Consider the following 22165-nt stretch of genomic DNA (forward strand, 5'->3'; position numbering starts at 1 on the left):
GCTGCCGCTACAAATTGCTAGAAGGAGTTCAAGATGCGTAATGGGATAGTGATCGCAGCACTCGCTGGAGCGGCCTTGACGGTCGGTTGCGTTTCCGAGCAGACGTACAAGGCCGAGGTCCAGAAGAGCGCCTTGTACCAGCAGTTGGACGCCAAGCTGCAGACCGAGTTGAACGCCGACCAGGCGCAGATTCAGCAACTGCAGAACGAGGTGAAGCTGACACTGGTCGACGAGCTTCTCTTCGCCGAGGGTGGCTGGCAGATTCACCGCAAGGGAGAGGAGACGCTCGCCAAGATTGCGCCGACGCTGAGCACGCTGACAGCCAAGCGCATCGTTGTCGAGGGCTTCACCGACAACGTGCCGATCGGGCCAGAGCTCAAGAAGCGTTTCCCGTCGAACTGGGAGTTGTCCAGCGCCCGTGCTACGGATGTCGTGAGATACCTGGCGGCCAAGGGCGTGCCACAGAACCTTCTTGCCGCAGAAGGCTTTGGCGACACGCGCCCAGTGGCGTCGAACGATACGCCGCAGGGGCGCGCCAAGAACCGTCGGGTAGAAATCGTCATCAGCGGCGTGGACCAGTAAGTCCCCGGCGCACCGCCTGACAGCGCGTCGATCGCGTTGTCAGGCGGCTCACTCCCGCTTACCAAATGGGGCCGCAGCGTCGGCTCGGCACGATGTCGCTTGCCAGTCGATGGTCGCCGCCGTAGCGCTCTACAGTCGGCTAGCCTACCGTTTCATCGCGGAGCCGATCCTGCGCGTTTCGCACGGCCTGCGGCAGCGCTGGTTCGACGCATCGCGCCGAGCATTCTTGCCTTAGCACGCGTTTTCCGTGTTGCGACAACGGTTATATGGTTCGACGGTGGGTCTCGTGTCGTGCCTGGCAGACGGGCGAAGATGCGGCGTAATCTGGTACATTCTTTTCCGGCAATCGCCTTGGGTGTCTTTTTAACGGGCCAGCAAGAATTGGCCCAAGCTCGAACCTTTGCTGCTCCTCGTCATTATGGTCTCACTGATGCCAACAATCATCGCCGTATCCGAACTCTCAAAGATCTACGAGTCGCGCTTCCAGGCGCTCAAGGGCATCAATCTGGACATCCGCCGGGGTGAAATCTTTGCCTTGCTGGGCCCCAATGGCGCCGGCAAGACGACTCTGATCAGCATCATCTGTGGCATTGTCAAGGCCAGCACAGGCAGCGTTCGCGTCGCCGGTCACGACAGCGTCGCCGACTACCGTGCGGCGCGGGCGATGATCGGTCTGGTGCCGCAGGAATTGACTACTGATGCCTTCGAGTCGGTGTGGGGGGCGGTGTCGTTCAGCCGTGGCCTGTTCGGCAAGCCGGCGAATCCGCAGCACATCGAAAAGGTGCTCCGCGACCTGTCGCTATGGGACAAGCGAGACAGCAAGATCATGACCCTCTCGGGCGGTATGAAGCGCCGTCTGCTGATCGCCAAGGCGCTGTCGCACGAGCCGGAAATTCTTTTCCTCGACGAGCCGACGGCGGGTGTCGACGTCAACTTGCGGCGTGACATGTGGCAACTGGTGCGCGGGCTGCAGGCCAGCGGCGTAACGATCATCCTGACGACGCATTACATCGACGAAGCCGAAGAGATGGCCGACCGCATCGGCGTGATCAGCAAGGGCGAGATCATTCTGGTCGACGACAAGGCCGAGTTGATGCGCAAGCTCGGCAGGAAACAGATGATCCTGCAACTGCAGACCGCGCTGGAGCACATCCCGCCGGCGCTGGCCGCGTACCAGCTCGAGTTGTCGGGCGACGGCAACGAGCTGATCTATACCTTCGACGCGCAGGACGAGCGCAACGGCATCGTCGCGCTGCTCAAGGACCTCAATGACGCAGCGATCGCTTTCAAGGACCTGCACACCACGCAAAGTTCGCTGGAAGACATTTTTGTCAGCCTGGTAAAGGACGAAAAATGAACTGGCACGCGATGCACGCGATTTACTTCTTCGAGATGGCGCGGACGCGTCGCACGCTGCTGCAGAGCGTCATTTCGCCGGTCATTTCGACCTCACTGTATTTCGTCGTTTTCGGCGCAGCGATCGGTTCGCGTATCGACGAAATCGAAGGCATCAGCTACGGCGCCTTCATCGTTCCCGGGCTGATCATGTTGTCGCTGCTGACGCAGAGCGTTGCCAACGCCTCTTTCGGCATCTACTTCCCGAAGTTCACCGGCACCATCTACGAGCTGTTGTCGGCGCCGGTCTCGTACCTCGAGGTCGCGGCCGCCTACGTCGGCGCCGCGGCGAGTAAGTCGATCATCCTCGGGCTGATCATCCTCGCCACCGCCGGCCTGTTCGTGCCGTTGCACGTCGCGCATCCGTTCTGGATGCTGCTCTTTCTGGTGCTGACGGCGGTGACCTTCAGTCTGTTCGGTTTCATCATCGGCATCTGGGCCGACAATTTCGAGAAGCTGCAACTCGTGCCGCTGCTGATCATCACGCCGCTGACATTTCTTGGCGGCAGCTTCTACTCGATCAACATGCTGCCGCCGGTGTGGCAGACGATCACCCTGTTCAACCCCGTGGTTTACCTGGTCAGCGGCTTCCGCTGGAGCTTCTACGACGTCGCCGACGTCAGCGTCGGCATCAGCCTGTTCATGACCTTGTCGTTCCTGGGGGTGTTCCTGGTGATCGTCGCGTGGATCTTCAAGACGGGCTATCGGCTGAAGACCTAGCGCGGCGGCGGCCGCGTCGGCCAGCGGCTGTCGGAGACACGCCTCAACAAGCGTCTTCCGGATTCCGCCAGCCGCCGTCAGCGGCGATCAGCGCATCGCCCTCCGCTGGTCCCCAACTACCGGGCTGATATGGTCGCACCGGATGATGGCTGTCGAGCACCGGCTGGACGACCGCCCAGGCGGCTTCGATCGCGTCTTCGTGGGCGAAGAGTGCGCCGGCGCCGGACATGGCGTCGGTGAGCAGGCGCTGGTACGGCGTATCTTCGCCGTCTTCTTCCTCGATCAGCAGCAGTTCGCGCTGTTCGCCGGTGAATTCCTTGCCGGCGCGCTTGACGCGTGCGGCGAGGGCGATCGACGAACACGGCGAGAGATGAAAGCGCAGGTGGTTGGCGTGACCACCGGCCGGCGCCGAATCGGCAAACAGCCGCTGCGGCGGTGGCTTGAGCTGCACCAGGACTTCGCTGACCGTTTGCGGCAGCAGCTTGCCCGAGCGCAGGTACCACGGCACGCCGGCCCAGCGCCACGAGTCGATGTGCAGGCGCAGCGCGCAATACGTTTCGACGTCCGAGTCGCTGGCCACCTGCGCTTCGTCGCGATAGCCGACGTACTGGCCGCGCACCAGGTCGTCCGGGTGCAGCTCGCGCATGGCGCCGAAGACATTGGCTTTTTCGCGGTGCACGGCGTCGAAGCCGCGGTACGCCGGCGGCTCCATGGCCAGCAGCGCGACGATCTGGAAGAGGTGGTTCTGGACGACGTCGCGCAGGCAGCCGGCGCTCTCGTAGAAGGCGCCGCGGCCCTGCACGCCGAACTGCTCGGCGAGCGTGATCTGGACGCTGGCGACGTAGTTGCGGTTCCAGATCGGTTCGAGGAAGGAGTTGGCGAAGCGGAAGTAGAGGATGTTCATGATCGCTTCCTTGCCGAGGAAGTGATCGATGCGGAAGATCGAGTCTTCGCGGAAAACATCGAGCGCGACGCGGTTGAGCGCGCGCGCCGAAGCCAGGTCGCGGCCGAATGGCTTCTCGACGATCACCCGCGCCTGCGCCGCCAGACCGGCCGCGCCGAGTCCCTTGATGACCGTTGGAAACAGCGTCGGCGGTATCGCCAGATAATGCGCCGGGCGCTGCGCGTCGCCCAGCGCCTGCTTGATCGCCGCGAAGGTGCCGGCGTCGTTGTAGTCGCCGCTGACGTAGCGCAACAGCGGCAGCAGCCGTTCGAGTACGTGCGCGTCGGCGGCGCCGTCGCGTTCGATGCTCTCGCTGACGCGCGCGCGTAGCTGCTCGACGGTCCACGGCGACGAGGCGACGCCGATCACCGGCACACTCAGCTCGCCGTCCCGGCACATCGCGTAGAGCGCCGGGAAGATTTTCTTGTAGGCGAGGTCGCCGGTGACGCCGAAGACGACCAGCGCGTCCGAAGCTTCGCTGACCGGGGCTGTCTGCTTCATGTCAATCCTCCGCCGGTTTTTCGACGTGGCCGCCGAATTGATGACGCATCGCCGACAGCACACGGTTGGCGAAGTCGGCTTCGCCGCGCGAGCTGAAGCGGGCGTGCAGCGCGGCGCTGAGCACCGGCGTTGGCACCGCCTCGTCGATCGCTGCCTGCATCGTCCATCGTCCCTCGCCGGAATCGGAGACACGGCCCTGCAGGCCGGCGAGCGTCGGGTCGGCGGCCAGCGCGGCGGCGGTCAGGTCGAGCAGCCACGAACCGACGACGCTGCCACGCCGCCAGACCTCGGCAATCTCGGGCAGATCCATGTCGTACTGATAGAACTCGGGGTGGCGCAAGGGTGTCGTCTCGGCGTCGACGCTGCTGGTACGCTTGCCGATGTTGGCGTTGCGTAGAACGTTCAGCCCCTCGGCGTAGGCGGCCATGATTCCGTACTCGATGCCGTTGTGCACCATCTTGACGAAGTGGCCGGCGCCGTGCGGCCCGCAATGCAGATAGCCCTGATCGGCGCTACTGCCCGGGCGCTTGCGGCCGGGGGTCGGCGGCGCGCTGTCGGCGCCGGGCGCCAGCGTCGCGAACAGCGGCTGCAGGTGTTGCACGATCGCCGCCTCGCCGCCAATCATCAGGCAGTAACCCCGTTCGAGTCCGGCGACGCCACCGCTGGTGCCGACGTCGACGTAGTGGATGCCGGCCTGGCGCAAGCGTGCGGCGCGCTGCAGGTCGTCGTGGTAGTGCGAATTGCCGCCGTCGATGACGATGTCGCCCTGGTCAAGCAGCGGCGTCAAGCTGGCCAGTACCTCGTCGACGATGGCCGCCGGCACCATCAGCCAGATCGCGCGTGGTGGCGCCAACGCGGCGACCAGTTGCGGCAGGGTTTCGGCGCCGCTGGCGCCCTGCGCGGCCAGCCGTTTGACGGCGCTCTGGTCGTGGTCATGGACGGCGCAGTCGTGGCCGCCGTGCAGCAGCCGTTGCGTCATGAAAGAGCCCATGCGGCCCAGTCCGATCATACCGATCTGCATCGTGATCCTCCAGTCTTGGGATGGCAACGGTCGCGGCCGCGCTCGAACTTCGTCAAACAGCTCCGCCTGGTGGTCGCGCCGCCTGGCCATCGTCATGAGAAATTGCGGCTTGGCAGCCACTATACTCGTCGACTCGCGCGGCTGTCTCGTGATGCGGCGGCGTGGCATTGAAGGAGAGCGCATGTCCCGGCAAGACCAGACGATCAATCGGGCAGTGTTGCAATCGTGCCGCTGGCACGCGGTCGCCGACGAGCGGGCGCTGCAGGAGGCCGCCGTCGCGGCGATTCTGGCGAGCGCGACGCAGGCGATCGAGCAACGTGGCCAGTTCCACATCGTCCTCGCCGGTGGCGGCACGCCGCGCGCGATCTATCAGCGCTTGCCGGCGGCGGCGACCGACTGGTCGGCGTGGCACGTCTATTTTGGCGACGAGCGCTGCTTGCCAGCCAACGATTCAGGACGCAATTCGCGCATGGCCGCCGAAGCCTGGCTCGACCGGGTAGCGCTGCCAGCGCTGCAGGTGCACCCGATAGCCGGCGAGTTGGGTGCCTTGGCGGCCGCGCGCGCTTATGCCGAAGCACTGCAGGGCGTCGGCGATTTCGATCTGGTGCTGCTTGGACTCGGCGACGACGGCCACACCGCCAGCCTCTTTCCCGATCATCCGTGGGCGGCTGCGCCGGCGTCGCCCGACACGCTGGCGGTCTTCGACGCGCCCAAGCCGCCGCCGCAACGCGTGTCGCTGAGCGCGGCGCGGCTGAGTCGGGCGCGGCGGGTATTATTTCTCGTCAGCGGCGAAGCCAAACACCGCGCTGTCGCCGCGTGGCGCGCTGGTGAGGAGATTCCGGCGCGGGCGATCACGCCGGCGACGGCTGTCGAGGTTCTCGTCGAGTCGGCTTTGCTGTCGCCCTGGCCTGGCTGAGCGCGGCTGGCGGCACCGAACGGCGTCAGTGCCACGGCGGTGCGCGCTGCCTGATTTGTGCGGGCGTGTAAAATCAGGCCTTTACAACGGACTGCTGCATCGACGGCGCCGTGATGCCACGGCCGCCGCCGCCCTGCGGACTTGCAGCAGACAGCGATAAGGAGAGGATTTGATGAATGATTTGTCGCGTGCGCTGATTGCCGGCGCCGTCGTTCTGGTTGTCGGTGGCAGCGCTTACGTATGGTGGCAGGAACGGCAAGCCGTCGCCTTGCCGCCGCTGGCGGCGGCGACGCCAGCACCCGCCACGCACGAAGCCGCGGCGTCGGCCGCGGTGCCGCCGCACTACGGCGTCGAAGCGATCACGCCGCCACTTGCGGCGGCGCCGCTGCCGCCCCTGACCGACTCCGGCAGCGACCTGCGCGCGGCGCTGGTCGACGTGCTGGGCCGTCAGCAGGTGTTGTCTTTTCTTGACGTCAGCGACTTCCCGCGGCGCCTGGCGGCGACCGTCGACAACTTCGCACGCGCACACGCGGCGTCGCGGCTGTGGCCGGTGCTGCCGGCGCCAGGGCGCTTCTCGGTGAGCGAGCGCGGCGGCGTGACTTACATGGCCGACGCCAACGCCGACCGCTACAAGCCCTTTGTGCGCTTCGTGTCGGCGATCGATACCGACGCAGCGGTCGCTCTGTATGTCCGCATGTACCCGTTGCTGCAACAGGCTTACGTCTCGCTCGGCTACCCGGAGCAGTATTTCAACAACCGCGTCGTCGAAGTCATCGATGTCTTGCTGGCAACTCCCGAGCTGCATGGGCCGCTGCCGGTGACGCTGATCGACGTGAAAGGCCCACACGAGATGCAGCGGCCGTGGGTGCGCTACGAATACGTCGACGCGACGCTCGAAGCGCGTCCGGCTGGCCAGAAGATGCTGCTGCGCATGGGGCCCGAGAACGCCCGCCAGTTGAAGGCCAAATTGCGCGACTTCCGCCAGCGCGTCGCTGGCGGCGAAGTCGGGCGCTGAAGGCGCGCGTAGAAGCAATGCGGAGAAGCGGCACGTAGAAGCCGCACGTAGAAGTTTTGACTGCCGCTGGCCGTTCAGGTGCCGATCAGCTTCAGATCGAAAGCGCGCTCGAGCAGCCAGATCGTCGCCATTGCCAGCGTCGCCAGCGAGCCGCCGACGAAAACGCCGCGGCGGTAGAAAGCGGTGTTGCGTAGTCGGTACGCGAGCGGCAGGAAGACCGCGACGATCGCCAGCTGGCCAATCTCGACACCGACGTTGAAGCCGAGCAGCGACAGCACCAGCGCCTGCCGCGGCAGACCGAGTTCGGCGAGCACGCTGGCGAAGCCGAAGCCGTGGATCAGGCCGAAGGCGAAGGCGACCAGCCAGCGCCGGCCTTCGACGACGGGTTTAAGGTTGTTGGCGGCGGCCAGCACGACCGACGCGGCGATCGCCGATTCGACCAGCCGCGAGGGCAGTTGCACCAGCCCGAGAGCGGCCAGCGAGAGGGTGATCGAATGCGCCACGGTAAATGCCGTGACAACCCACAAGACCTCGCGCAGCGCGTCGCGGAATCGTCTGACGCCGCGCCAGTTTCCGTGCTCGTGCACCAGCACCGCCGGCAGCAGCAGCGCCAGCAGAAACAGAATGTGGTCGAAGCCGATCCAGATATGCCAGATGCCCTCGACCAGATACTGGCCGAACTGCGCCAGCCGCGAAGACTGACCGGCGACAAAGCGCTGCTCGGCACGATCGGGGGCAAAAACCGCCGCATGCGCTGTGCCGTCGAAGCGCAGGCGCAGCAAGCCGCGGTGCAGGGCGTCGAGTTCGAACAGCAGTCGGTAGTCCAGCCGCAGCTCACCGTCGGCGCGCGGGCACTCGCCGGCCAGTCGCAGCACCGCGTAGGCGCCGTCGCTGTGGGTGTCGACCAGATGGTCGGCGACGCGTAACTGGCAGGCGCCGCCACGCCGCACGCTGAGGCGAGCGAGCGCCCAGTCGGCGATGTCGGCGTGGCGCGCGCGCAGCTCGCCCCAGGTGATCTCGCCGTTGCCGTCGGCGTCGAGTCCGAGCGCAAAGTCGATGTCGCGTAGCGCGATGTCCCATTGGCCTTTGACTTCGCTGCCGCTGACCTCGAGAACCAGGTAGCTGTCACTGGCCTTGTGCGCCAGAACCGGCAGTGCGTGGCAGCACAGCAGGAAGTGCAGGGTACGCAGCAAATGGCGGCGGTAGTTCATCGCGGCGCCGCGCTGGCGGCCTGGCGAGCGACCGCGGCCAGCGCCGACTGCCGGCCGAGTTCGCGCAGCTGCTGATCCTCGAAGCCGCTGGCGTGCAACCAGTCGCGCGCCGCCTGCGCAGCGGCCGGGTCGCCGGCGGCAATCGCCGCTTCGAGGAGGATGCGCGCGTCGCGCGGTTCGCGCTGGACGGCGTAGTTTTCCGCCGCCAGGCGTAAAGCCTCTTGCGGATCCTTGCGCAGATGCAGGGCGTAGCGCGCTTCCTCGGCGCGATGCGTCGTGTCGCCGCGCTGCCGGGCGGCGGCAAAACGATCGGCCAGCGTCTGCGCCAGTCGCGTCGCGTCGGGCGATTGCAGCAAGGCCGACGCTTCGGCCAGGCGTAGCAGCAGCGTATCGGACGATTCCCAGTCGGCCAGCTGGCCGACGACCTCGGCCGGGCGACCGTTGTCGAGCAGGAAATCGCTCCACGCGGCGAGCAGATAGCCATCGTCGCGGCCGCTGCTCAAGGCTTCGCGATAGTGGCGCTCAGCCAGCGCCGCCTGGCCGCGCCAGGCCGCCAGCTCGCCCAGCCGGGTCAGCAGCCAGAGGCGATTGTCGGCGTTTAGGCTACTTGCCAGCGCTTTCTGCAGTGACCGGTAGCCGGCTTCGAGGCGACCGGTGTAGGCCTGCGCGAGGCCCTTGCAGCTGCCGTAGAGGATGTCTTTGTGCAGCGCCTGCAGCGCCGCGCATTCGCGCTGCGCCGCCGGGTAATCGGCCTGCACGAGAAATATCGCGGCGCGCCAGGCGTGCGCCTCGGCGAGCCGCGGTTCGAGCGTCAGCGCCGCGGCAAAGTCGTCCAGCGCCTCGATGAAGTCATGCCGATACTGCCGCAGCATCCCCCGAATCGACAGCAGCCCGGCCGGTAGCGGCTCGGGAAAGCGCGCAATCACCGCTTCGGCATAGCCGACGTAGCGCGGGTCGCCGCGTGCCATCGCCAGGTCGAAATAGCGCTGCGCCAGACGTTCGGCCGGCGCCGGATCCTTGGCCGCGGCAGTCATCGCAGCGCGCAAGGCGACCAGTTCGCGGGCGCTGGCATCGCCGGCACGCGTCGGCAAGCGTTCGAGCACTTCGGCATCGTCGCTCGGCCGGCGAGGGGCGGCGTCTACGGGAGGTGCCAGCGGCATTGCCGCAATCGACAGCAGCACGGCAAGAAGGCGACGTCTCGCGCAGCAGGTCAACGAGTGGAAAGGCATTTGCGTTATGCTCTTCGTGCGTGCCGGATCGGCCGCCACATTGTCCACCAAAACCCGAGGAGTTTCCTATGAGCAAACTACTGTCCCTTTTGATTGCGGCGACTTTTGCGACCGTTTCGGCTGGCGCTTTGGCCATGTCGCATGGCGGTGCCCCCAAGGACGAGAAGAAAGCCGACAGCACGGAAATGAAGGAAGAGGCCAAGGCCGACAGCAAGGAAATGAAGGAGACGCCGGCAATGAAGGGCGAAAAGAAAGCCGACAAGAAGAAAATGAAGGACGAAAAGAAAGCCGCCTACTAGGGTTTCCTGGCGGCAAGACAAGCGGGCTACGGCCCGCTTTTTCGTTGCTGGACCGGCCAGAGATGCCGTCCGAGCTGGCAGAGGGCACCGGGCTGTCGTAAGCCCGATCAGCGCGGGAAAAAACGGCTCCGATGGCTTCCGCCGGGTCGACATCTTCAGCTGCGCAAGGCCTTGCGATGCAATCGTTGAAAACTCTACGGATGAAATATTTTCAGGCGTCGGATGAGATTTATCCATTTGCCCACGGTAAATTTGTTCTCGTGCCGGGATCAAGGTGATACGTGGCCTGTAGAATTTTTGGTCATGCGCAGGTAGTCGAAGACCAATCGGATGTTGCGGTTGAGGTGGCGCATTTTTTCGGAAATGCTGGTTTTGCCGTCGGAGAAGTGGTGCAGGATTCCGACGGCAAAGCGGCGCAGGCGTGACATGTTCTCGGGTCCGTAACCAGTCCGAATACGGCTACGGTCCTCGTCGTAGTTCCAGTCGATGACGTAGTGACAGCGGTTCTCTATCGACCAATGGCCGCGATTGATGGCGAGGATTTGCTGTGGGCTGGCCTGTTCTGGAGGGCGACTGGTGATCCCGAGAGCGATTTCGTGCGTCCGCTTGCCGCTCTTCTTGTGCAGCACTTCGCGCTCGATCAAGAACACCTGGCCGACATACGGGAAGTCGAGATAGGCGTTGAGGGCATTGCTGCACCAAATACGCCGAGTCTCGATCCGACCATGGTCAGGTGGCGAAACCGCCACGAAGTCTGCCCCCTTCCGATCCTGGAAGAGGAGCGCGATATCGGCTTGCAGTGTTGGCTGATTGCCTTTGACCGTGAAGTGATAGTGCGCCTTGCGCTCCACCAGGTAGGTCGCCAGCTTGCGCTGTGTCAGTAGCGCGTCGGCGGTGATGTCCTTGCCCTGAATATCGATCGCATCGAGCAGGGGTATGAACATCCCGATTTCATTGGTCTGCTTGAGCTCGTCCCCGCCATTTCAGATTTCCTGATCTCGGAGGAAACCGGGTTGGCACTTCAGACAAGAGTGAAGGTCATTCTTGCCCCGGTTTCCGGATGCGGAAAATCTTGCAGGGTGAGTTCCTCGAGGAGCGCGGCGATAGCGCGATCATGAGCTGGGCTGGCCATCCGGTGAATTTTGATGGTCAGGGTGTTGGCTAGCGCGTTCGGTTCGATGTCAGCGGAAGAAACGAACAATTCGCGAATGAGCGCACGTGCGTCGTCCTCCTTCTTCAAGTGGCGGCGCAATAGCGCCACCATGGCGGTCTCGGCCCGGTAGGCGACCATTTTCACGGTATCGCAGAGCATCTTGTTCAGCGGCGGCAGTTGGGTCGGTCGCTCGGCCTCGGGCAGACTGTCGATCGTCACCTTTCGGGGGCTTGCCTTGCGCGCCGCGCAAAGTCGCTTGAGCTCCTCCTGAACGGCCTGCAGTGCTTCGACAGACTCGGCGTTTTTCTGGATTTCGCCGCCGTCGTTCAAGGCCGTCCTGGCGATTGCGGCCTGCAGTTTTCTTTCGCTCTGGCGGGTTTGCCTGACGGCCTTGTCGAGTTCCCGCCAGCGGGGGTTAACGACCTGGTGAGTGCCGGGAAGAGATTCGTCTCCGTACTCGATAAGCCCATCAATATCATAATGTTCCATCATGTACGCGAAGTAGTTTTCCTGGCACCAACGGGCGAACATCCGCCCAGCGATGGTGGTGTTTCCGAGTTGCCGGGCGGTCGTGATCACGGCTGTTTGATGTCCCGTCTGGGTCAGCCGACGAACTTCGCTCACGGCCAGGCTGCCATCGCCTGTGCCGAGTCGGGTTTCGCGCATGGCGAGTTTCATCCCGGTGCTGCCGCCTGCCGGCAGATGGACTTCCTGTTCCTGAAACACCTCTTCGGACCAGAGGTCCTTGACGTTCTTGCGGTAGGTCAGTGCGCCGATGCGCTGTTTCCAGAGTCTGCCGAGGAGACTCTGGGTGGCCCCTTCCCGATCGAAGACCATGACAAACCGGTGCAGGGTCGGGTCGGCGTCCAGTTCGGCCGGCGTCGGCTGTCCCGGGACAATCTCCAGCAGTTGGGGGACGATGTCCTTGAGCAGGGTCTCGGCGAGTCCGTCATTGAGCGGCTGCGAAACCACAAAGAACGGGCGACCCAGGGCATCGTTAACCCAGTAGTCGGTGGTGCCCCGCAGGCACAGGCGTTCGCGCGAGACGTAGCGCTTCGACAGCCTGGCCTGCTCGCCGTGATACACCCGAACATGACCATCGACATACAGGTAACCCGCTTCTTCTGGCTCGCTTTCCATCCAGAGCTTCGCGAGATCCCGCATCCAGGCTGCCGGGTCACCCGTCTTGGCCAGCAGATGGACCTTTTCCCGCAGGGTGCGGACTTCCGGTACCCGGTCCAGGCCGATGACTTTGCCGAGTTCTCCGGGCGAGGTTTGTCGCAGATGTTCCGGCCGCTTGATTCGCCCCAGGGCCATGAAGCCGAGGACGAGAAGGATGTGCAAGGCGCTGTAGAATCCCCGGGGCAGCTTGAGATGGCGATCCAGGCCGGTCAGTAGCCCGTTCGCGCACAAGGCCGGCAAGCCGGCCAACAGCCCCCCCATCGCCACATCGTGGCTCGCTTCGAAGCGCGTCGTCGCACCGGTCGCCAATCCCAGCGCCGTTTGGATCCGCTCGTCGGCGCGCGTGCAGGCGGTGCCCATCCCCGCGGCGGCTTCCGCATCCGCCCGGCTGCGCTCACTCTTGGTGCTCGCCGCTTCCAACTCCCCTGCCTCTTGCGGCAAGGCGGCCAACTGCGGCACGCCCTGGCGCCGGATCGCCTTGCGCAGCGTCGACTCCTGGACGCCCACCTGCCGTGCCACTTCGGCAGGACGCTTTCCCTCGCTCAACAGCCGCGCGCATTCGGCACTCTTGTCCGGCGTCATGATCCGCGGCCGGCTCGCCGCCGCCGGTCGAAAGAAAGACGATGGCCCGGCTTTGCGGCTTTGTCCCACCCAGTTCATCAGCGTGCGGTGCGGGATGCACAGCGGTGGCCTTTCCAGTTCGACCGCCTTGACGTGCCCGTTCTCCATCAGGCTGGTCAGAGCGAACCTGCGGCCAGCGTCGTCTCCTACGGGGTGCGAGAAGTAATTGTCTCCCCCAACAAAGTAGATCGCTTGGCCATCCTTCTCCAGAATCGCCAACCCTTCTCCCACTTTCTGCGCACCATCCGGAAACCCTGGAAGCCACGATTGCCTCAACGTCTGCTCCTCCTTGCACTCCTAGCGAAGCTTGGTTTATGCCATAAGAAAATCATGGCCGTCAAAATAAAGTGCCACGTGCAATTCCGGAATTCTACCTACATTCCCGGCCGGGATCAGGAAATCTGCATTTACGGGCAAGGTGCCGACTTTTTTTGGGTGTGACACACGCCGGTCTGATGCCCGACCACGCTCATGATGTGTGCTTGCTGACCGTGCTCGTCATGGGCATTGCGCATGGTCTTGCCGTCGACCGCCAGACTGGGGTCGTCTTGAGCATAGGCCTTGTTCCACTGCTGACACGCTTGATCGAGCGCCATGGGATCGACACGGATCAGGACGTCACGAATGATGAACTCGCTGGGTACGCGGTAAACGCCCTTCTCGCGACGACAGCGGAAACGCTCGCGTGCTTTCGGTGTGAGGTCTTTGGCCCACCCGGCGATGGCTTTGTAGCCCCGCATTCCGCACAAGACCGCCGCCGTGGCGATGGCCAGAACGGCAGGAAGGGGGTGACGCCTTCCTTGCGCGCGCCGCGGGTCGGCGATGCCGGCAAAGAAATCGGGAAGCGTGCGCATCTGTTCGGCGGTGAGCATCATCCTGGGCGCTCCTGTGCGATAGCGGGGGTTGAGTATCGAGCGGGAAAGTTGGCCGCGAGCGTCCGCCTGCAAGGGGCGAACAAAGACAACTTTGGGCGACGTCGGGTGGGCGCTGTAGCCTTCTCGGGTGCGGCGAAAGCCTTGCGTCAGCCCCAGAGGCGTCCAGTTCGCGGCGCGATAGACGGTCCCCTGGAAGCGCGAGGGGTCCACAAAGGTCTCCAGCAGTAACAGCGGCTTCCCGAAATGCGCCTGCCAATCCTCGGCGACCCGTCGCTCGCACAGCGAGAGCACCTTGGAGCCGAGATTGGGGTAATGCCAATCGGGAAGGATCAGAAAGCGACTGTTGTTGGCGACCAGGCCCAAGCGATCGTACTGATGCCGATAGTCCCAGCCGATCCAGCGGTCACGAACGCCGCATTTCCAGGCCGCCGCAGAGAAACTCAGCAGGGCCGTCCACTTTTCGCCGTAGGTGGCCACGTACCAAAGCGTGTGCCCGATCTTCGCCAGGTCGCCCAGGTAGTGATGCTCTGCCATCAACTCCCGATAGCGAGCCTCTTCGCTCTTGCCCACCAAGCGAACACGCAATGCACCAAGAACGCTTTCCATGCGCCATTTATACGGACTTCCGGCGCAGATGTCCAGGGGGAAGAACTAACTGCTTGATTGCCCGTGCGTTGCCTGAGAGGACAAATCCACCCTGTCCATTTGCCGGCAGAATATTGACGGAATAGAGTCAGCTTGAAGCTACCCGATATCAGTGGTCGCGTATCAGTAACAGCTGTCTGTAACTACCGGGTTGGCTGAGCGCAGATGTTTGACTTTCAAGATTCGAAGGAGAAGGAAAGTGGAAGCGGGAATCTCGGTTTTGGGCGCGGCTTCAGCCATCGTTTTTATGCTTGCCTGCTTGGCTTCGCCAGGCGTAGGTTTGCTGGTTGATTGGATTGCTCGCCATCGGCAAGATGCCGCAGGCGCTGAATCACGTTCCAGCGTTGCCTGATCAGTAAGTGGGCTCTGGACTGCCGCGTCGCTGCGCGCTGGCAGTGACGGTGTCGGGCGGCTAGCGGCGTCGCCGGCATGGCCGTCATTGCGAGCGCGGCGAAGCAATCCAGTAGGCTGCAGGCTCGCGGGCCAGAGCCAAATCGACTTCGACGCTGCCTGAACGAGCTGCCCGCAGCATCGTCAATTCCTCCCCAAGCGACCAGGGGAATCTCCCGGTAACAGCCGCTCGAAGCCCAACTCGCCAATCGTCTTTCGTCCGCAGGACGAGCGCTTGGAAAGCGTGCCGTGGGACGTCGTATGGCACTTCGTTTGGCGCGCCTTGCCGGTGGCCGATATTCGCTGTCACGGCGCAGCAGGCTGACGCCGACAGCCCGATCACTGTCGCCTATGGTAACTTCCTCGAGCCGTCCTGAAGCGTGCGACGGTTTGCGGGGAAGCGCCAACAAACACGGAGGGCATCATGACCACGCATAAAATCGCCGTCATTGCCGGCGACGGTATCGGCAAGGAAGTAATGCCCGAAGGCTTGCGCGTGCTCGAAGCCGCCGCCGGCAAGTTCGGCTTCGATCTGCAGTTCACGACCATGGACTGGGCCAACTGCGACTACTACCTAGAGCACGGCGAGATGATGCCGGCGGACTGGTTCGAGCAGCTCAAGGATTTTGACGCCATCTACTTCGGCGCTGCCGGATGGCCCGACAAGGTGCCGGACCATATCTCGCTGTGGGGGTCCTTGCTCAAGTTCAGGCGCCGTTTCGACCAGTATGTGAATCTCCGTCCCGTCCGCCTGATGCCCGGCGTTCCCTGTCCTCTGGCCGGCCGCCAGGTCGGCGACATCGACTTCTACGTGGTCCGCGAAAACACCGAGGGCGAGTACTCGGCGGTCGGCGGGCGGATTTTCGAAGGCACCGAAAGAGAAACCGTGCTACAGGAATCGATCTTTACCCGCAGGGGCGTGGACCGCATTCTGAAGTACGCCTTCGAGCTGGCGCAGCGTCGCCCGAAGAAACACCTGACGTCGGCTACCAAGTCGAACGGCATGGCGATCAGCATGCCGTACTGGGACGAGCGGGTCGAAGCCATGGCGGCTGCCTATCCGACAGTGCGCTGCGACAAGTACCACATCGACATCCTTTGCGCCCGTTTCGTGCTCAGCCCCGAGCGCTTCGACGTGGTCGTCGCGTCCAACCTCTTCGGCGACATCCTCTCCGATCTCGGTCCGGCCTGCGCCGGCACCATCGGCATTGCGCCGTCGGCCAACCTCAACCCCGAGCGCGACTTTCCGTCGCTGTTCGAACCCGTCCACGGTTCGGCGCCGGACATCTACGGACGCCACATCGCCAACCCGATCGGCATGATCTGGTCTGGAGCGATAATGCTCGACTTCCTGGGGCAGGGCGATGCTCGCCATGGCGCCGCGCACGACGCCATTCTGCGTGCCATCGAGAGGGTGCTGGTGAACGGCCCGAGGACAGCCGATATGGGTGGCACCGCCAGCACCAGCGACGTCGGCGGGGCGATCGTCGACGCGCTCTGATTCGAGAGCGAATCAGGCAGAGCGCGCTGCCTCGGGTTTCAGCCCGCGCTGATCAGGGCAGATCTACCTCGAGGGTGTTGCGGTTGACCGCGTTGCGGCGTTGATAGTCAAAGCGATCGACGCCTTGCAGCGCGAGAAAGACTCCCAGGCCGCCGATCTCGCGATCGGACAGCGGCTTGTCGAGGTCGTCGGCGGTCGGCATGCCTTGCTCGCGGGGGTCATAAGCGACGCCCGTATCCTCGAGTATGACGGTCAGGTGGTGGTCGGTGCGCTCGATGGTGATCGCGATGTCTCCCGTCGCGCCGTGTTCCTGGTAGCCGTGGGTGATGATGTTGGTGGCAATCTCGTCGACGGCCAGCGTTAGACGATAGCTCGCCGCTTCACTCAGGCCCGCTTCCTGGCAGGCCTGGGTGACCAGCTGGCGGATCGACGAGAGCGCCGCCAGGTTGGCTGGAATGCTGTGTCTGGTCATCGGCAGGAACGCGTCAGCTTAGGGGTAGCTTTCCTGCAGGTAGACGGACTGGTCGAAACCGCTCAGCAACAGCGTGTTGAGAACCGGTCCGCTGGCGCCGACGACGTAGATGCTGACTTCACGCCCCATTTGCTGCTTGGCAAAAACCAGTACGCGCAGGCCGGCGCTGGCCATGAATTGCAGTTTGCTGGTGAATAGCACGAGTTTCTCGGGTTTTTGCGGGGCGATCTCCTCGATGGCCTGACGGAATTCTCCGGCCACCGCGGCGTCGAGTTCGCCTTCGAGCGTGATCCATGCCTCGCGGCCCTTCATTTCCACACTTGTGCTGAACGTCATGTTTATTGTCTCCACGGATTGATCAAATTGTCAGGTCTACGCTACGAAGTCTACGAGCTTCACCAGGGCCTACATCAAGGCCGCGGGCGTCCGATCAGTATCACCAGCGCGCGTCCGCCCACCAGAAAACTCTGCAAGTCCTCTTCGAGCGCGATTTCCTGGCCGGGTTGATGGATGTCATCGGGGGCGGGCAAGCTGGTGTTGGCGAACAGGTGCCAGTGATAGCACTTGGGCAGTTCGGGTAGTTCGAAAGACAGGGCATCCCAGAAACTGTTGATCGCCATGTACAGTACCGGCGTCGTATTGCCGTCTTGTCCGGCCTGCCGCTCGCGGAGCATGCAGGCCAGGGCGCGCGAGGCGTCCGACCAGTCGGCCTTCCACGCGCGCGTGCCGTGCCAGATGATATCGGCCGGCGAGCCGTTGGTCCCGAAAAACTCGCCGGCGCGCAACAGCGGGTGCGCCTTGCGCAGGGCGATCATCTGGCGCGTGAAGTTGAACAGTTCAACGTTGCGTTCGCGCAGCGTCCAGTCGACCCAGTTCAGGTCGTTGTCATGACTGTAGGTGTTGTTGTTGCCACGCTGCGTGCGACCCAGTTCATCGCCCATCAGGAGCATCGGTATGCCGTGGCTCATCAGCAGGATGGCCAGCGCATTCTTGCTCATGCGTTGGCGCAGGGCATTGACTTGCGGATCGTCGGTTTCGCCTTCAACGCCACAGTTCCAGCTATGGTTGTCGTTGCCACCGTCACGATTCTGTTCGCCGTTGGCGTCGTTGTGCTTGTCGTTGTAGGCGAACAGATCATGAAGCGTGAAGCCGTCGTGGCAGGTGATGAAATTGATCGACGCCGTCGGACCGCGTTCGTTCCAGCCGTAGAGGTCGGGCGAGCCCTGGATGCGTTCGGCCATCACCGGAACCATCGCGTCGTCGCCTTTCAGGAAGCGGCGGATGTCATCGCGATACTTGCCGTTCCACTCGGCCCAGCGTCCGTAGGCAGGAAACGATCCGACCTGATACAGGCCGCCAGCGTCCCAGGCTTCGGCGACCAGCTTGCACTTGGCGAGCACCGGGTCAAAGGCCAGGCTTTCGAGCAGCGGCGGATTGGACAAGGGGGCGCCGCTGGGCGCGCGTCCGAGGATCGACGCCAGGTCGAAGCGGAAGCCGTCGATATGATATTCGGCCGCCCAGTAGCGCAGGCAGTCGAGAACCATGTTGCGCACTACCGGGCTGTTGCAGTTGAGCGTGTTGCCGCAGCCACTGAAGTTGTAGTAGTAGCCTTCGGGCGTCAGCATGTAGTAGGTCTGGTTGTCGATGCCCCGGAAAGACAGCGTCGGACCTCGCTCATTGCCTTCGGCGGTGTGGTTGAACACCACGTCGAGCATGACTTCGATGCCGTTGCGGTGCAACTCCTTGATCAGATTCTTGAGCTCGTCTACCTCCATGCCGAAGGGGCCGGTGGCCGCGTAGCCGGCCTTGGGGGCGAAGAAGCCGACGGTGCTGTAGCCCCAGTAGTTGTACATCGTCTCGCCGGTGACCGGATTGGGACGGCTGTTCTCGAACTCGTCGAATTCGAAGATCGGCATCAATTCGACGCAGTTCACCCCCAGCTCTTTGAAATAGGGGATCTTGGCGATGAGGCCTGCGAAGGTGCCGGGGTGCTTGACGCCGGCGGATGGGTGGGCGGTGAAGCTGCGCGTGTGCAGTTCGTAGATCACCAGGTCGGCGAGTGGTGTTTCCAGTGGGCGATCGTCTTCCCAGTCGAAGTCATCGAAGATCAGTCGGCCGCGGTGCGGGAACTTGTTGTTCCAGTCGGGAGGCTGACCCCAGACGGTGCGCCCGCCGATCGCCTTGGCGTACGGGTCGAGAAGGATTTTGCTCGCGTCGAAGCGGTGTCCGGCACCGGGATCCCAGGGGCCTTCCATGCGGTAGCCGTACTCGATGCGCTCGCAGTCGAGATCGAAAACGATCATGCACCAGGCATTGCCGATACGAAAGGACGGCGGGAAAGGGATCTCCACCAGCGGTTCGGGCGCGTCTTTTTCGAAGAGCACCAGGGTGCACGAGGTGGCGTGGCCCGAGCTGATGGCGAAGTTGACGCCGCCCGGCACCAGCGTCGTTCCGAAGGGGGAAACGCGTCCCGGACGCAGCCTGTAAGCGCCGTGTTGGTGCGTCGGATAGAAATCGATGCGGCTATCCATGCTCACCCCTCTTTGAGCGTTGCCAGCGCCTCTTCGACGCTGCTCGCCACGGTGAAGAACTTGAGAAAGCCGGTGATCTCCATGGTGTCCCTGATCGACTCGGCGAGCCCGGCGAGAGCGACGCGGCCATGGTTTGCGGTCGCCTTTCGGTAGAGCAGGAGCAGCATCCGCAGGCCGGCGCTGGACATGTAGCTGACGCCGGCGAGGTCGAGGACGACGGCGCAGTCCGCCTGCAGCAGCGGCAGGATCTTGTCGTGTAGACTGGGCGCTGAACTGCCGTCTATCTCGCCGGCGACGGCGACGACGGTCGTCCCGTCGCGCGGGAATGCTTCTACCTCGATAGACATGGGCTTGAATCCTTTTGCTGGAATTGACGGGCAGCTATTTGACGGGTGTCAGGGTCACCTTGACCCGCACATCCTGGCGCGAATCGGGCAACTGCACCGACAGATTGTCGGCGTCGAAGGCCGTGTAGGGCCTGCCGTCGATTTCCACGGCGGTCAGGCGGACACTGCCTTTGGGCAGGATGTCCGGGGCAACGCGCAGGATTCGGTCGGGGAAACCGTCCGGCCGCGGCTTGAAGTACAGGCACATCGTTTCTTTTTTGATCAGCAGGTTGATATAGGTCGCCGAGAGGTAGCACAGTTCGGTCGAGTGATAGGCGCTCATTGAGTGGCTGCCCTTGAGGCGCTCGTTGCCGAGCAGGTAGGGCAGGCCGTTGGCAAGGACGTTGAAATAGACCGCGCCGTCGTCGTGGTCGAGGAAGAAGGCGTTGTAGAAGGCGGCCGCTTCGCGACCGTGCTTCTGGTAGTCCTCCTTGCCAAGGCAGCCCTCGAGAATCAGGTAGGCGAGGATCGCCTGCTCCTGCTGCCACCACGCCTTGCGGTCGTGCCAGACGAAGCGGTGCTCCTCCTCGCCGGCGGCCAGGGTGCGCTCGACGACATCGTACCAGCCGCCACGAAGCTGATCGGAGCCGACGTCGGGCATCAGCTGGGCGATTTTCTCGGCAAGTACAACGTAATCGTCGTTGGGGCGGATGCTGTGGATACGCATCAGGTTCCAGGCGATCTTCAGGTTGTGGCCGACCACCGCGCGGTCCTGTTGCCAGTTCCAGGCGCTGTCGTGGCTCCAGTCTTCGTGAAAGCGCTCCTGGACGAAGGGCGAATGCTCATAGTCGGGAAAGTGCTCGACGATGGTGTCGGCGGTTTCCGCCAGGAAGTCGGCGTAGCGGTCGTCGCCGGTGGCCAGCCAGAGGTTGATCAGGTACGCCGGAGCGTGGTCGCCGACCGAGTTCCAGTTCTTGCGCGCGCGGTTGTTGCCCTTGTCGAGCAGCGGCGAGCGGGGATCGAGGCTGATCGGGTCGATATGGGAGAAGTAACCGCCCTGGTCGGGGTCCTTGTAGTACTTGTCGAAGAGTTCGATCGTCTTCTCGATGTCGTACATGATGCGCGGGTCGCCGGTTATGCGATAGGTCTGCGTCGGGCCGGCGAGCGCGTAGATCTGCTCGTACATCGGTAGTGAATCGAAGTCGTCGCCGAATTCGGAGGTCAGCAGCTTGTGCTCGCGGTCGCCCGATACCTGGACGCCGTGGTACCAGTAGATCAGGTCCTCGTCGGGATCCATGAAGCGCATGTGGCCGCGCAGGTACTCGGTGCCTTTTTCGGCGGCTTCGAGGAAGCTCTCTTCGCCGGTCAGCATGTAGGCCGACGCCATGCCGTAGACCATGCGCGAGATGGTGTCGGTCTCCTGCAGGTAATCGCCCTTCTTGCCGCCGGCCAGGTGCAGGATGGTGCGGTAGTTGCGATAGTCGATCGATTGTGTCGGGTAGTCGAACTGCCAGCGCAGGTAGCTCTTGGCGATCGAACGGATCTGCTTGACCCACCAGTCGGCTTCCTCGTGGCGATAGACGCCGGCGCCTTCGCCCGGGAAGACCATCGACTTGACCTCGGCGCGCAGTTCTCCCGCTTGCGGATAGAAGACGCAGTAGGCAAAAACCAGTTGCCCGGGCTGCAGCATTTCGGCCATGCGCGAAGTGCAGTCCTGGTACGAGTCATCGAGGTTCTCGGCAATCCGTGCGTAGGTGTTCGGCGTCAGATAGACGCGAAACTCTCTGCCGTCACTGGTTTTTAGATCGAAGCTGCGGGCCGCACGATCCGCGTGCGTGACGTAACCGGCAATGGAGTCTGAATAGGAAGATGCTTGCTTCGTCATGACTGCTCCTCGAGATAGTGGGAAAGTGCCGTTCAGACTAAAGGGGTGCCCCCACCTTAGCCGTGACTCTGACGGGCGGTCAACTGCTATTTGCCGGTGCGCCGCGGCGCTTGCTTTCATTCATAAATCATGATTCTGTACAATCGGCAGCCTGCCAGCCGGATGCCGGCGGGTAGACGCCTGGTGCTTGCTTAGGAATGACCATGCCGACCAATGATTGCCAGCAGCTGATGACGATGCTTGATGACTTGAACATCGCGACGACGACCGTCGAGCATCCGCCGCTGCGGACGATAGACGACAGCAAGCGCCTGCGCGGCGATCTGCCGGGCGGACACGCCAAGAGTCTGTTTCTGAAGGACAAAAAGGGCGGCTATTGGCTGTTGGTGGCACTCGAGCAGACCCGGGTCGACCTGCGGGCCGTGGCCAGCCTCTTGCAGGCGCCACGCTTTTCGTTCGCCAGCGAGGCTGATCTGGCGCGGCTCCTGGGAATCATTCCCGGCGCCGTATCGCCCTTTGCGGTGCTCAACGACGTCGACGGCGAGGTCTGCGTGGTCCTCGATACGTGCCTGCTGAACAGCGCGATCCTCAACTGCCACCCGCTCCGCAATGACCGCACGACGGCGATCGCGACGGGCGACCTGTTGACGTTTCTCGAACACGTTCGCCACCCGCCGCGCATCATCGATCTTGCCGAGCCGACTGCCGGCCTGTAGAGCGGCGGGCGCCGCCGCCGGCGTTCCCGGAGGCGC

The 22165-nt window shown here is 63.5% G+C and carries 19 protein-coding genes and 1 pseudogene; 8 read left to right on the top strand and 12 right to left on the bottom strand.

Annotation, left to right across the window (positions count from 1 at the left end; genetic code table 11):
• The first annotated feature begins 33 nt into the window (after window positions 1–33).
• From QZ656_RS08595 to QZ656_RS08605, 3 genes are all read left to right on the top strand, one after another.
• Entirely contained in the window at window positions 34–582 is a 549-nt protein-coding gene (locus QZ656_RS08595; protein ID WP_291992996.1) for a flagellar motor protein MotB, read from the top strand.
• Between the two features lie 430 nt (window positions 583–1012).
• On the top strand, window positions 1013–1939 hold the full coding sequence (locus tag QZ656_RS08600; protein ID WP_291992997.1) for an ABC transporter ATP-binding protein: 927 nt from the start codon (window positions 1013–1015) through the stop codon (window positions 1937–1939).
• Window positions 1936–2697: an ABC transporter permease gene (locus QZ656_RS08605; protein ID WP_291992998.1), complete on the top strand. Its 762-nt coding sequence runs from the start codon at window positions 1936–1938 to the stop codon at window positions 2695–2697. The genes QZ656_RS08600 and QZ656_RS08605 overlap by 4 nt, the downstream gene beginning before the upstream one ends.
• A gap of 43 nt (window positions 2698–2740) precedes the next feature.
• Here QZ656_RS08605 and zwf read toward each other — a convergent pair whose 3' ends face one another.
• Together zwf and gnd are read right to left on the bottom strand one after the other, a co-directional pair.
• Window positions 2741–4141, bottom strand: a complete 1401-nt coding sequence (gene zwf / locus QZ656_RS08610) for a glucose-6-phosphate dehydrogenase (RefSeq protein WP_291992999.1) — start codon at window positions 4139–4141, stop codon at window positions 2741–2743.
• 1 nt (window position 4142) lies between these two features.
• Window positions 4143–5162: a phosphogluconate dehydrogenase (NAD(+)-dependent, decarboxylating) gene (gnd, locus tag QZ656_RS08615; RefSeq protein ID WP_291993000.1), complete on the bottom strand. Its 1020-nt coding sequence runs from the start codon at window positions 5160–5162 to the stop codon at window positions 4143–4145.
• 181 nt (window positions 5163–5343) lie between these two features.
• On the opposite strand from gnd, the gene pgl reads away from it, so the two are divergent.
• Window positions 5344–6078, top strand: coding sequence for a 6-phosphogluconolactonase (gene pgl, locus QZ656_RS08620; RefSeq protein WP_291993001.1), 735 nt, complete (start codon window positions 5344–5346; stop codon window positions 6076–6078).
• A 172-nt stretch (window positions 6079–6250) separates the two neighbouring features.
• Entirely contained in the window at window positions 6251–7093 is an 843-nt protein-coding gene (locus QZ656_RS08625) for a DUF3014 domain-containing protein (RefSeq protein WP_291993002.1), read from the top strand.
• Window positions 7094–7167: 74 nt separating this feature from the next.
• On the opposite strand, the gene QZ656_RS08630 is transcribed toward QZ656_RS08625, so the two are convergent.
• Together QZ656_RS08630 and QZ656_RS08635 are read right to left on the bottom strand one after the other, a co-directional pair.
• Window positions 7168–8304, bottom strand: coding sequence for a HupE/UreJ family protein (locus QZ656_RS08630; RefSeq protein WP_291993003.1), 1137 nt, complete (start codon window positions 8302–8304; stop codon window positions 7168–7170).
• Complete coding sequence (locus QZ656_RS08635) at window positions 8301–9464, bottom strand: hypothetical protein (protein ID WP_291993004.1); 1164 nt, start codon at window positions 9462–9464, stop codon at window positions 8301–8303. The genes QZ656_RS08630 and QZ656_RS08635 overlap by 4 nt, the downstream gene beginning before the upstream one ends.
• A 137-nt stretch (window positions 9465–9601) precedes the next feature.
• Between QZ656_RS08635 and QZ656_RS08640 the strand changes: the two genes are divergently transcribed.
• Window positions 9602–9832 carry a hypothetical protein gene (locus tag QZ656_RS08640; protein ID WP_291993005.1) on the top strand — a complete coding sequence of 77 codons (231 nt, stop codon included), beginning with the start codon at window positions 9602–9604 and terminating at the stop codon, window positions 9830–9832.
• Between the two features lie 269 nt (window positions 9833–10101).
• Here QZ656_RS08640 and QZ656_RS08645 read toward each other — a convergent pair.
• From QZ656_RS08645 to QZ656_RS08655, 3 genes and pseudogenes are all read right to left on the bottom strand, one after another.
• Window positions 10102–10785: pseudogene (locus QZ656_RS08645) on the bottom strand (ISAs1 family transposase); the annotation flags it as partial.
• 68 nt (window positions 10786–10853) lie between these two features.
• A complete protein-coding gene (locus tag QZ656_RS08650; protein ID WP_291991531.1) occupies window positions 10854–13007 on the bottom strand; it encodes a helix-turn-helix domain-containing protein in 2154 nt (717 codons plus the stop codon).
• Between the two features lie 188 nt (window positions 13008–13195).
• Window positions 13196–14269: a Druantia anti-phage system protein DruA gene (locus QZ656_RS08655; protein WP_291991588.1), complete on the bottom strand. Its 1074-nt coding sequence runs from the start codon at window positions 14267–14269 to the stop codon at window positions 13196–13198.
• A gap of 853 nt (window positions 14270–15122) precedes the next feature.
• Here QZ656_RS08655 and QZ656_RS08660 point away from each other — a divergent pair.
• A complete protein-coding gene (locus QZ656_RS08660; RefSeq protein ID WP_291993006.1) occupies window positions 15123–16199 on the top strand; it encodes a tartrate dehydrogenase in 1077 nt (358 codons plus the stop codon).
• A 52-nt stretch (window positions 16200–16251) separates the two neighbouring features.
• Here the strand turns inward: QZ656_RS08660 and QZ656_RS08665 are convergent, their stop codons facing one another.
• The 5 genes from QZ656_RS08665 to QZ656_RS08685 all read right to left on the bottom strand — a co-directional run bounded on the left by QZ656_RS08665 (window position 16252) and on the right by QZ656_RS08685 (window position 21413).
• Window positions 16252–16671, bottom strand: a complete 420-nt coding sequence (locus tag QZ656_RS08665; RefSeq protein WP_291993007.1) for an anti-sigma regulatory factor — start codon at window positions 16669–16671, stop codon at window positions 16252–16254.
• Window positions 16672–16689: 18 nt separating this feature from the next.
• On the bottom strand, window positions 16690–17007 hold the full coding sequence (locus QZ656_RS08670; RefSeq protein ID WP_291993008.1) for an STAS domain-containing protein: 318 nt from the start codon (window positions 17005–17007) through the stop codon (window positions 16690–16692).
• Between the two features lie 74 nt (window positions 17008–17081).
• The gene (glgX, locus tag QZ656_RS08675; protein ID WP_291993009.1) at window positions 17082–19202 is read right to left on the bottom strand and encodes a glycogen debranching protein GlgX; all 2121 of its coding nucleotides are present in this window, start codon (window positions 19200–19202) and stop codon (window positions 17082–17084) included.
• Between the two features lie 2 nt (window positions 19203–19204).
• Window positions 19205–19549, bottom strand: a complete 345-nt coding sequence (locus tag QZ656_RS08680) for an STAS domain-containing protein (protein ID WP_291993010.1) — start codon at window positions 19547–19549, stop codon at window positions 19205–19207.
• A gap of 34 nt (window positions 19550–19583) precedes the next feature.
• Window positions 19584–21413: an AGE family epimerase/isomerase gene (locus QZ656_RS08685; protein ID WP_291993011.1), complete on the bottom strand. Its 1830-nt coding sequence runs from the start codon at window positions 21411–21413 to the stop codon at window positions 19584–19586.
• 203 nt (window positions 21414–21616) lie between these two features.
• Here QZ656_RS08685 and QZ656_RS08690 point away from each other — a divergent pair, with 203 nt between their 5' ends.
• Window positions 21617–22129 carry a prolyl-tRNA synthetase associated domain-containing protein gene (locus QZ656_RS08690; protein WP_291993012.1) on the top strand — a complete coding sequence of 171 codons (513 nt, stop codon included), beginning with the start codon at window positions 21617–21619 and terminating at the stop codon, window positions 22127–22129.
• Window positions 22130–22165 lie beyond the last annotated feature (36 nt).

It is taken from the genome of Candidatus Accumulibacter sp. ACC003 (genome assembly GCF_907163085.1).
GTDB lineage: Bacteria > Pseudomonadota > Gammaproteobacteria > Burkholderiales > Rhodocyclaceae > Accumulibacter.